The organism is Colwellia sp. 6_MG-2023 (assembly GCF_030547765.1).
Classification (GTDB): Bacteria; Pseudomonadota; Gammaproteobacteria; order Enterobacterales; family Alteromonadaceae; genus Colwellia.
This window is the reverse complement of record NZ_JAUOPP010000004.1, coordinates 70,912-82,509: the sequence shown is the minus strand read 5'-3', so window position 1 is coordinate 82,509 and position 11,598 is coordinate 70,912. Positions and strand designations below refer to the sequence as shown.

The window sequence follows — 11,598 nt, the reverse complement described above, 5'->3', positions numbered from 1 at the left end:
GTGTAGAAAATAGTTTAGTCAACTTGCTATCAGTAAGGATGCTTGAATGTAATCATTATAGTGTTTAGTATTTGTGACTACTTATTTAAAAGGAAAAATACATGATTGGAATAATACTGTTTTCAATAGTTCTACTTTACTTTATCTATCGTGGCTATTGTCTTGGTTTAGGCTTAGTTATTGCTCGCATCGCGAGTTTAATTGGCGGTTATTTTATTGCGCTAAGTTTTGCAACCAAGGGGGCAGCACTGATCAGCGAAAAAACAGAGCTTCAAGGGCTAGTTGCTTACTTTGTTGCAGGCGTTGCAATATTTGTTATCAGTTGGATAGTCATTTCAATCACACTTAAAATACTCCTTAGCATTCTTGGTAAACTAACGGATGGAAAGTCAGAATTACCTTGGTTTGGTGCAATCGCTAATGGTTTGATAGGTGCTGGAGTCGGATTAGCCTTGGTTTGGTTCGTTAATATAGCGAATACAGCATTGAATAATGGCGAATTACCACAAAATAACCTAATCAATAATTTATCACAACAGTTTATGGGAGGGACTATTGATAGTGTGCTGGCTCAACAATTTCCAAAGACGCCGCAATTGGTTGGTGTCGCTTCATACGTTTTGAAAAATCCTGCTCGAGGGATACAAGATGGTTTATTTCTCGCTAATGATCCTGATGTTAAAACATTAGTGAACAGCAAGAAGATTAGCCGTATGGTAGAAGAAAGAGATGTGCTCGGTTTAATGACTGCGCATGAAATCAATACTGTTCTTGATAAAAAAACGGTACAGCGTATTTTAGCTGAAACGAATGTGTTGGGCGATGTTGATGTTACCGATAAAACAGCGGTAAAAATGAGACTTACTGAAGAGGTTATGACCACGTTGATTCGTGTCGAAGTTGTAAAACAGAACCCTCGTTTTAAACAACTTAGCAGTGATCCTGAGCTTACTCGCATGTTAAATAATGGTGATGTTGTTGGCTTGATGGCTAGCCCTAAGGCGAAAGAACTCGCACAAATTATTATGGACTCTGGCATTATCAAATAGAGCGCTATGATAAAAATATTAGTGAGAGTTTGTATTTTTTCTCTATTTATCAACTAGTATATGCCAGTAATACATATGAGGTTAATAGGCTTTAGTCACTGTAATGCACTAAAGCAAGCTTCAGGAGTTGATGATGAGAAGTCGTTGATGAAGGCTAGCATCATCGACTTTACTCTTTTTCTAGCGCTTGTTCTTTTAATTTTGCTTGCGCAATACGCCACTTTTGTAATTCAGCATAATAATGATCCCAAACACAAGGATTACAGGCTCCACCGCCACAACAATCATCATCTTGTGGTGCTGTAGGTTTTTCTAGTTGTTTTGTCATTTTTTACTCGTTGTTCATATTAATATCTTAATGATATATATTCAGTTTATGGTAAACATTTTACCGTAAGTTGCTAGGAAAAAAAAAGCTCTGCAAATGCAGAGCTTTAATTATTCAGTATTCAAAAAAATATTTAAACAAACTCAGAAAGTTTCTTTTCTAAATAGTGAATGTTGGCCCCACCATTTACAAAACCTTGATCATTTAATATATCTTGATGCAAAGTGATATTTGTTTTAATACCGTCTATTACAAGCTCTGAAAGTGCGTTACGCATACGTGCAATTGCTACGTCACGATTATCACCCCAAGTGATTAGTTTACCAATCATAGAGTCATAATGAGGAGGTACTGAGTAGTCAGCATAGATATGAGAATCCCAGCGAACACCTAAACCACCTGGTGGGTGAAAACGCGTAATTTTACCCGGAGAAGGGATAAAAGTACGAGGATCTTCAGCATTAATACGACACTCAATTGAATGACCTGAAATTTTAATATCTTCTTGCGTGTAAGATAATGGTTGTCCAGCAGCTACACGTAGTTGCTCTTTAATTAAATCTACACCTGTGATCATCTCGGTTACAGGATGTTCAACTTGAATACGTGTGTTCATTTCAATGAAATAGAACTCACCGTTTTCATATAAGAACTCGAAAGTACCAGCACCACGATAATTAATTTCAATACAAGCATTACAACAACGTTCGCCGATTTTTGCGCGCATTTCTGGTGTTATACCAGGGGCAGGTGCTTCTTCAACTACTTTTTGATGACGACGTTGCATTGAACAATCACGTTCACCTAAGTGAATAGCTGAACCTTGTCCGTCAGCCATGATTTGAATTTCAACATGACGTGGGTTTTCAAGGAATTTTTCCATGTAAACCATATCATTTTTAAAAATGGTACCAGCTTCTTTCTTTGTTAATGCAATAGATTCGATTAACTCTTCTTCGGTACGCACAACGCGCATACCACGACCACCACCACCACCAGCAGCTTTAACAATTACTGGATAACCAATGCGCTTAGCATGGGCTTTGTTTACTGCATCGTCATCATTTAATGGACCGTCAGAACCAGGTACGCAAGGCACACCTGCAACTTTCATCGCTTTGATTGCAGCAACTTTATCACCCATAATTCGGATGCTTTCAGCTTTTGGGCCGATAAAGGCAAAACCTGATTTTTCAACCTGTTCAGCAAAGTCAGCATTTTCAGCTAAAAAACCGTAACCAGGATGAATAGCAACAGCATTAGTTACTTCTGCTGCGGTTATGATCGCAGGAATATTAAGGTAACTATCGGGAGCTGGAGCCTTACCAATACAGATGGTTTCATCTGCTAATAAGACGTGCTTCAAGTTTTTATCCGCAGTGGAATGTACAGCAACAGTTTTAATACCAAGCTCTTTACAAGCTCGTAATATTCTTAAGGCAATTTCGCCACGGTTGGCGATAACAACTTTATCTAACATGGAATGACCCTTTTTGGTTGGGCTTATTCAATGATGAATAGCGGTTGATCAAATTCAATAGCATCTTCATTGTCTGCTAGTATTTCTTTGATAACACCTGATTTATCAGCTTCGATTTGATTCATCATCTTCATTGCTTCAATAATACATAATGTATCACCAGCGTTAACATGTTGGCCTACTTCGGCAAAAGCAGGTGAATCTGGAGATGCTGAAGCGTAGAAAGTACCAACCATTGGAGAGCGAACAACATGGCCAGACAATACTGGTGCTGCTGCCTCATTTGCAGGTGTTGCTACTGGTGCTGCAGCAGCTGGTGCTGTAATCGGTGCTGCTTGCATTACTGGTGCTGGAGCAGCTGTTACGGGAGCGCCGCGACATATACGAACCGATTCTTCTCCCTCAGAGATTTCTAATTCATTGATGCCTGACTCTTCTACTAACTCAATAAGTTTTTTGATCTTACGAATATCCATTACGTTACCTTATTTCAATTTGCTTTAATTAATATTAAGTTAGTTATTATAACTAACTATTATTTTGTTATTTACTACAGCTAACAACAGCTATTTAACGTTTTCTCAACCAAGCTTCTGCGGATTGTAGTGCGTAACTATAGCCATTTGCACCTAAGCCACAAATCACCCCGGTTGCTACATCAGACAAATACGAATGATGTCTAAATTTTTCTCTTGCATGCACATTAGATAAGTGTACTTCGATAAAAGGTATATCTACTGACAATAAAGCATCACGAATAGCGACACTTGTATGTGTAAATGCTGCAGGGTTTATAATAATAAAATCTACTTTTTTATAAGCTTTATGTATTGCTTCTATAAGTAAGTGTTCAGCGTTAGATTGTAAGTGAGAAAGTTTAATTTCTTTCGCTAGTGCTTGTTTTGCTAATGCGTCAATTATTTCGTCTAATGTTTGTGCACCATAAATTTCAGGCTCACGTTTACCTAACATATTTAAATTAGGTCCATTTAACACCAAAATCTCAAACTTAGTACTCATCTTCGCTAAAAACACCTTAAAGTTGATATTAGCCACAATAATTACATAAATTGATAATATTGTGAATAAAAAAACGTTTTTTTTATTATTGACGATTATTATAGTGTTTTCGCAGAATATAGCAGCAAATTACTGGTCTTATCTCTTTGCTGATATAAAAAATGGTTATTTTTATAATTGTTTACTACACTGATAGGATAAATAGTGATAATTAAAACACTGTTTTTAAAGGGATAGTTAAAATAATTAGGTAAGACAAATAATACTTTGCGATTTTTATTTATTATTAGCAATAACAAAGTATTCCTTGTGTTAAACATGTGGTTTCTGATATCTTAGTGATGTATTTTGGATTTTATTTAGCATTTTCAAATAACTATAAGTTTTTATAGTTATTGCCAATTACCGTGATTATTAAATCCCCCGCTTAATAGTTGGTAAATACCTAACAAATGTTTATTTTGAATGTTGTTAGGTATAGAAGGAATGTATTATCAAAACACCTTACTTTTTATGCTTGTTTCTCTTGTTAGGTTGTATTAGTGCAACTGCCTCGGCTGTTGAAGTTATTATACATCCTTCAGTTAGTGAAACTACATTAACCACTTCGCAATTACGACGTATTTATACGATGCGGCAAGTGCAATGGAACGACGCACAAAGAATCACTGTTTTTGTTCTGCCTCGTCAGCATGCTATGCATTTACGTTTTAGTAAAGAGCGTCTACAAATGTTCCCTTATCAACTCGATCGTATATGGAATAAATTAACGTATTCAGGGCTAGGGGTCGCACCGATTACAGTTAACACGCCAGAAGAGCTTCTAGAAGGAGTTAGAACGACACCTGGGGCAATTGGTTATATTAAAAAAACTCAAGGAGTGGAGGGGGTGAATGTTGTTAAAATTACAAACTAAAATGGTAAACTTACCTATCGAAAGATTCTGTTTCGGTCTATTAATAACGCTATGTGTATTGATATATTCGAAAAAGCTTTCTGCTCAAGATTTTCAATATCACGGCTTTGTCGCCCAAGGAGTGATCAATGTTGATGGCAGTGACTTCGTTGATGATGAGGGGGCTGTATCACCTAAACTAACAGAAGTAGGTGTAAATGCCTCTTATCGCTTAAATGATAAGCTGAGATTAGCGGGACAAGTTGTTTATTTAAATGGCGGTAATCGATATGCAGAAGGTGTTCGTGTTGATTATGCTTTATTAGACTGGACGGCATATGAAAGTACATCATGGAAAGCTAATATATTTTTAGGACGATTTAAAAATAACCACTGGCTTTATTCTAGCACTAGGGATATTCCTTTTGCGCGCCCCAGTATTATTTTACCGCAATCAGTTTATTATGATGGCTTTAGAGATATCGCTGTAGGATCTGATGGTGTCGCTATAAAAATTAGTCATAGTGATGATGAACTGGGTAACTTTGATTTTAATCTGAGTTATGGATCCTCTCAATTAAGTGATAAACAAGGAGAACTTCTGCTCAGTGAATATGCACAAGGTAAAGCAAAACAAGAGGATGAAACCCAAATTAGCGTTTATTGGCAACCGCCATTTTCACTTTGGCGATTTGGTATATCGTATTTGAACTCTGACTTTAGTTATAAGGCTAATAATACCGCAGACTTGTTCTTCGATGGGGGATTCTCTTTTGACTTTTATACGATGAATTTTTTGTATGAAGGGGAAAGTTTGGAGTTCAGCGGGGAAGTATATCAATCAAAATTTCTTACTAAAGCTTTTTATCAGCCAAATTATTATAAAGCGCCTGTTGCTCAAGGTATGTATTTACAAACTCGATATAATGTAAGTGAAGAGTTAACGTTATTGGCACGATATGAAATGTTTTATAATGACAAAGACGATAAACATGGCAAAATGTTAGCGTTACAGTCTAGTGGGACTATTCCTGAATATTTTGGTTATCACAAAGATACAACTGTTGGTCTATCATATGATTTCTCAAGCAACTTACGATTACGCTTGGAATATCATTGGGTTCAGGGAACAGGAAGATTGACACCTGTTGTTCTACCTAATCCAAGCTTAAATAATAATAAAAACTGGCAGCTTTATGCTGTACAACTGATGTACTGGTTTTAATTGGGACATTATTGATGATGAAAAAGTTTATTAGTGTTCCAACGAAATTATTAATTTTAATCGTATCAACATTATTAATACTAGCGGTTGGGTTTTCAGCATTATCGTTATCTCGGCTGCAAGATGATTATAAACAGTTCCATCAAGATACTTTAGCTCAAGGTAAAGTACAGTTTGCTTTACACAGTGACATTCTTCGTTCAAAAATGAACGTTTGGTTAGAATCATTCTCTGAAATTACCAAGTTTTCACAACAGCAAGACTTCACTATTTTTGCTGAACAACTTGCCAATCAATTCGATGGTTTACAGTTAAACTTAAATATAGAAAATATTTGGTTGGTTGATGCCAATAATAATTCACTTTTTGAAACCTCTGAAATGCCTGAGTTTGCACACGATAATATTGATCGTGTATTAAGGCTTCAAAGTCCTAATCACCAAGTATTATGTCAACAACAATGTTACTTATTACTTAGTGTTCCTTTATTGAATAATCATGGTGATGTACTAGTTATTACTATGACTGCAAGCCTTGTTGATATGCTTTATGCAATTAATACATCGCTAAATAGTGAGGTGGCTGTAGTAAGCTTTTCTTCAGTATCTAAGACGCTTAATAACGAAATTAATGTTATCTCATCATCTAATATGCCGTTAACACAGTCACTTCTTGTAGGTAACGACGAAATGAACATTGATCGAGTCATTAAAGATGGCTTAAAAATAGATCAGTATGGCAAAAGTTATTTGGTTAATTTTCTTCCTTTAGCGAATAATAATAAAAGAGATTTTTATCTGTCACTCATCGATGATGTTACGCTTTTTGAAGAAAAAAATGCACAATATAGGCTACAGTTTTTAATGTCGCTCAGTGGTATCTTTATGGTACTGGGGTTATTTCTTTATGGCCTCGCTCGGTTGTTTACGAAACGCTTATTACACTTTTCAGGTGCACTTCCTTTACTCGCCAATAAAAAGTTTGATCAATTCCGAGAGATTAAATTAAAAAGACCAATGTTATTTTCTGATGAACTCGATATTTTAAGTGACTCTGCTTTAGAGTTAAGTTATGAGCTAGAGCAGTTAAATATTGAAGTGGAACAAAAAACCAAAGAATTAGAAAATATTGCTATGTATGATTTACTCACAGGTTTACCTAATCGTAATATGCTGAATTATCAATTGCGTAAATCAATCGCTAATATTGGTCGTTATCCTGGTGGGGTTGCGGTTTTATTTTTAGATTTAGATGACTTTAAAAAAGTAAATGATAGTAACGGTCACACCGAAGGCGATAAGTTGTTAATTCAAGCGGCTGATCGTGTACGTTTAAGTGTTGGTAAAATGGATTTAGCCTGCCGCTTTGGTGGTGATGAATTTGTGGTGGTGCTAGGTGGCTTAAATTCAGTAAATGAAGCGATTAATATTGCAGAGCAATTACTTGCAGAATTTAAAGAGCCTATAAAGCTTGGCTCAAGTATTTTTTATGTGTCAACAAGTATCGGTATTTCCTATACAGAGTCGAGTAGTGAAAAAGCAGAAGATTTAATTGCTCATGCAGATATTGCCATGTATGAAGCAAAAGACAATGGCGGTAGTCAATTCCATATTTATCACCAAGAAATGTTTCAGCGGGTTGCTCACAGGGTTATGCTTGAAGGAGAAGTTCGTCAAGCACTTGCTAAACAACAGTTTACGTTAAGTTTACAACCGCAATTAAGGGCAATAGATAATAAAATATATGGCTTTGAAGCATTACTACGTTGGAAGCACCCTGAGCGAGGTATGGTTTCACCCGAAGACTTTATTCCTATTTTAGAAAACTCTCAGCACATGATTGAATTAGGTTATTGGATTATTCATCGTTGTTTTGAGTTAGCGATAATGATTAAAAAGCAAGGGTTAACGGATGTTAAAATTGCTATTAATTTATCAGCTGGGCAATTTATTGATATCAATTTGCCGAACTATTTACAAAGCTTATTGGATGAATTCTCCTTATCTGCGGATAGTTTTGAACTAGAGTTAACAGAGCAAACGTTAGTAAAAGATATAGAGCACACCATTGTGATGATGGATAGTTTGAAAGAGATGGGGTTCAGCTTTGCCATTGATGATTTTGGTACAGGGTATTCGTCATTAGCGTATATTAAAAAAATGCCAATTGACGTTATTAAAATTGATAAAAGTTTTGTTTTTGGCATGTTAGAAAATCATGCTGATTATCAAATTATTATGTCGACTATTGCGATGGTGAAAAATTTAGGCTTAACGGTTATTGCTGAAGGTGTAGAAACAGCGGCTCAATTACGAAGCTTAACGGAAAATGAATGTGATCTAATTCAAGGTTATTATTTTTCGAAACCCGTGCCAGAAATAGATTTGATAGAATTTATTCAAGAATATACTCATAATGGTTACTGGAAAACTCAAGTGGGAAAAACCTGATAAGTATAACAGAAATGTAAATGTTAGCTTTCATCCACCAGTATCTGACTGGTAGATGATATTTACGTTGATGTATATGCTACTGCTAAAATATAGTATTGATATGCTCACTAAATTTGTCAGCCTTCATAAAGCCAGTTACACGTTGTAGGCTTAATTCTTTTCCGTTTAAATCAAAAAATAAAATTGATGGTAAACCAAATACATTGAAGTGATCCATTAATTCTATATTTTGCGGCAAGCTTGTTTCGGTTAAATCAACTTGTAGTAAAAGTGAGTTAGCAAGTGCCTGTTGTACTTTTTTATCTGGAAAAGTATATTCCTCAAATTCTTTACAAGCAACACACCAATCTGCATATAAATCTAACATGACTGTTTTACCTTGGCTATTAGCCAGGGCAATAACTTCTGTTAATTCTTTCAAGGTAGTTACTTGGGTAAAATGTTGAATTTGGCTCTCTTGATTCGTTATTATTGATTGTCCGTTGTTGCTTGAATTATTGTTAACTACATTGCCATTTGATGTAACGTTATTAGGAGTAAATAATTGATAGAGCATATTAGCTCCCCAAAATAGCATTAGAAAAATGATTAATGAACGCAAGCCAAAGGCAAAGCTCTTAGCGGTTTTCTCTGTTGACTGTGAAGCCGTATTGATGTTGGCCACATATAAATAAGTAGCTGAGCTTAATATCAATATTGCCCATAGCGCATCACTGGCAACTTGGGGAATAAAGCGCTCTAATAAAAATATTGGAACAGCGAGTAATAATAGGCCGAAAATATTTTTTATAATATTCATCCAGGCACCAGCTTTAGGCAATAGTTTCCCCCCCGAACTACCTAACACTAATAATGGTAATCCCATGCCTAAACTTAGCGCATACAAGGCGGAAGCGCCTAATACCACATCACCTGTTTGTGAAATATATAATAAAGCACCGGTTAAAGGTGCGGTGGTACAAGGGGAAGCAACCAAGCCTGAAATGACACCCATCATTATAACACCTGTAACTGACCCGCCTTTTTGTTTATTACTTAAACTATTTAAATAATTTTGCCAACTAGCAGGTAGGGCTAAGTTGAACAAGCCAAACATGGATAAGGCTAAAAAGATAAACAAAATACTAAGGGCAATTAACACATAAGGATGTTGAAAAATAGCTTGGAATTGCGCGCCAGCAAGTGCAACGACTACACCGAGCAAGGTATAAGTAACGGCCATACCTTGCACGTAAAAGAACGATAACGTAAATGCTTTCTTGGTAGTTAAAGGTGTTGAATTATTATTACCAGCACCAACAATAATGCCCGTTAATATAGGGTACATTGGAAATACGCAAGGCGTAAATGACAATAAAAGCCCACCTAAAAAGAAAGCAACTAGCGTTAATAGTAAGCTCCCTTGCTTTAACATATCAGCGAGTTGGTGTTGTTCACTAACCATTGAGGTTTCTGGTTTTTGTGTTGAAGACGTTTCAGTTGCATCACTATGTAAAGCTGATAATACAGCAGCAGATGTGTTTTTGTTGGTTTGTTCTAATACTTGATCTAGTGAAATTTGTTTTTTTGTTGGAGGGTAACATAATCCCTTGTCAGCACAGCCTTGATAGCTAACTGTAATAACAGCGTTTTTGTCAGCTTGCTCGATATTAAGTGTTAAATTTAAAGCGGTTTTATAAATTTGTTGCACACCAAAAAATTCATCTTCATGCTCTATACCTTGTGGTAAATCTATTTCAGCTATGCGGGCTGTATCACTCGTAAATTTAAATTGATGGCGATAAAGGTAATAGCCTTCGCTGATATCAAAGTTAATATGCAGTAAATTCTCATCTTGATCAAAGTTAAAAACAAAGGCTTGATCTACCCTTAAAAACTCATTGTCATTACTAAATAATGATGGTCCAGATGTGTCAAAAATAGATTGCTGTGCATTACTAACTGCAGAACTTAAACCTAGCAGTAGAGCAAATAATATAATAAATGTTCTAGCAAAAAAGTTTAAAAATGATGATGGATTTTTCATTAGTACTACTTTAATTTTCACTGATCCAGTTTAAATAGTGCTTATTGCCTTGCTGGATATTCAAAGCAATCACTTCAATTACATTCTCTTAGCTACATTGTAGGGATGCAGCTTATTAATTCGAGTATTTAATTGTATCAAATTATCACTTTCAGTTTTTATTAATAGCTGCAGTTTTTTATACAGTAACTTTTTTTGATTAATGATGTCGCAACTATAAGGCATCATTTGCTCAGCTATAGGTTCGTTAGCGGTAATAGCGCCTTTTATTAGTTAGATATATCTAAACCTAAAGCACACCACAAGATAACATCGGTTTCTTAAAAAAAAGTTAACAATATCCGTGATAAGTAAAGTAAAAGCCATTTACGCTTGAAAAAGACCCGTTTAGCCCAATATATCTTACAAAGAAAACAGGAGTCTTTATGTTTCGCTTATTATTTGCGCTATTTATTATTATACCTATTATTGAAATCACAGTGTTAATGCAGGTTGGGGAGCTAATTGGCGCTTGGCCAACCATTGCTATTGTGATCCTTAGTGCCTGGCTTGGCGCTAAATATGTACGTCATCAAGGCTTAGCTACTTTACAATCAGTACAAACTAAAATGGCAGAAGGAGAGATGCCTTCAGGCGAAATAGTGACTGCTTTAGTTTTATTAATAGCCGGTATACTGTTGGTGACACCAGGTTTTGTTACTGATATTTTTGGTTTACTTCTACTGATACCTAATGTCCGTCAGGCTTTAGCTAGCAAAGTACAAAAGCATATTAAAACTAGTCAAGGTAATGGGTTTGGTGCAAATGCACATTTTCATTCTTCTACCTTCACGCAAGAAAATGGTCATATTTATGAAAATGAAGTTGATATAACGGTCGATAGCGACACTGCCTTCACGCAGAACAAAGCTATTTCTTCTGATAAAAATCATCATCAAGGCGAAACTCTAGAAGGTGACTTTAAGCGAAAAGACTAGTAACCCAGGTAATATACCTTTTTGTCATGGTTATATTGATAGATTTCTTCGTTGAATTTATGTTGATCAATTGTTTATTGAGAGGGACATGTTCTTAGCATTTACATGAATAATCTGATCATATAACTAATCGAACATTAAATTA

The 11,598-nt window shown here is 35.6% G+C and carries 10 protein-coding genes; 5 read left to right on the top strand and 5 right to left on the bottom strand.

All coding sequences use genetic code 11. The features are described from left to right. Positions 1 to 101: 101 nt before the first annotated feature. A complete protein-coding gene (locus Q4503_RS03960; protein ID WP_303601440.1) occupies positions 102 to 1,049 on the top strand; it encodes a CvpA family protein in 948 nt (315 codons plus the stop codon). Positions 1,050 to 1,218: 169 nt separating this feature from the next. Here Q4503_RS03960 and Q4503_RS03955 read toward each other — a convergent pair whose 3' ends face one another. The 4 genes from Q4503_RS03955 to aroQ form a co-directional block, all read right to left on the bottom strand. Next, positions 1,219 to 1,377: an oxidoreductase-like domain-containing protein gene (locus tag Q4503_RS03955; protein ID WP_303601439.1), complete on the bottom strand. Its 159-nt coding sequence runs from the start codon at positions 1,375 to 1,377 to the stop codon at positions 1,219 to 1,221. A gap of 133 nt (positions 1,378 to 1,510) precedes the next feature. Beyond that, positions 1,511 to 2,857 carry an acetyl-CoA carboxylase biotin carboxylase subunit gene (gene accC / locus Q4503_RS03950; RefSeq protein ID WP_303601438.1) on the bottom strand — a complete coding sequence of 449 codons (1,347 nt, stop codon included), beginning with the start codon at positions 2,855 to 2,857 and terminating at the stop codon, positions 1,511 to 1,513. A 23-nt stretch (positions 2,858 to 2,880) separates the two neighbouring features. Continuing rightward, the gene (gene accB / locus Q4503_RS03945) at positions 2,881 to 3,333 is read right to left on the bottom strand and encodes an acetyl-CoA carboxylase biotin carboxyl carrier protein (protein ID WP_215972223.1); all 453 of its coding nucleotides are present in this window, start codon (positions 3,331 to 3,333) and stop codon (positions 2,881 to 2,883) included. A gap of 94 nt (positions 3,334 to 3,427) precedes the next feature. Next, positions 3,428 to 3,877 carry a type II 3-dehydroquinate dehydratase gene (aroQ, locus tag Q4503_RS03940; RefSeq protein ID WP_303601437.1) on the bottom strand — a complete coding sequence of 150 codons (450 nt, stop codon included), beginning with the start codon at positions 3,875 to 3,877 and terminating at the stop codon, positions 3,428 to 3,430. 526 nt (positions 3,878 to 4,403) lie between these two features. On the opposite strand from aroQ, the gene Q4503_RS03935 reads away from it, so the two are divergent. The 3 genes from Q4503_RS03935 to Q4503_RS03925 are packed head-to-tail and all read left to right on the top strand — an operon-like array spanning position 4,404 to position 8,447. After that, positions 4,404 to 4,793: a hypothetical protein gene (locus Q4503_RS03935; protein WP_303601436.1), complete on the top strand. Its 390-nt coding sequence runs from the start codon at positions 4,404 to 4,406 to the stop codon at positions 4,791 to 4,793. Next, complete coding sequence (locus Q4503_RS03930; protein ID WP_303601435.1) at positions 4,771 to 5,997, top strand: hypothetical protein; 1,227 nt, start codon at positions 4,771 to 4,773, stop codon at positions 5,995 to 5,997. The genes Q4503_RS03935 and Q4503_RS03930 overlap by 23 nt, the downstream gene beginning before the upstream one ends. Before the next feature lie 14 nt (positions 5,998 to 6,011). Further along, positions 6,012 to 8,447 (top strand): EAL domain-containing protein, encoded by a 2,436-nt coding sequence (locus tag Q4503_RS03925; protein ID WP_303601434.1) that lies wholly within the window; start codon positions 6,012 to 6,014, stop codon positions 8,445 to 8,447. An 85-nt stretch (positions 8,448 to 8,532) separates the two neighbouring features. On the opposite strand, the gene Q4503_RS03920 is transcribed toward Q4503_RS03925, so the two are convergent. Further along, on the bottom strand, positions 8,533 to 10,476 hold the full coding sequence (locus Q4503_RS03920; protein ID WP_215972219.1) for a protein-disulfide reductase DsbD: 1,944 nt from the start codon (positions 10,474 to 10,476) through the stop codon (positions 8,533 to 8,535). Between the two features lie 425 nt (positions 10,477 to 10,901). On the opposite strand from Q4503_RS03920, the gene Q4503_RS03915 reads away from it, so the two are divergent. After that, positions 10,902 to 11,453 (top strand): FxsA family protein, encoded by a 552-nt coding sequence (locus tag Q4503_RS03915; RefSeq protein ID WP_303601433.1) that lies wholly within the window; start codon positions 10,902 to 10,904, stop codon positions 11,451 to 11,453. Positions 11,454 to 11,598: the final 145 nt, after the last annotated feature.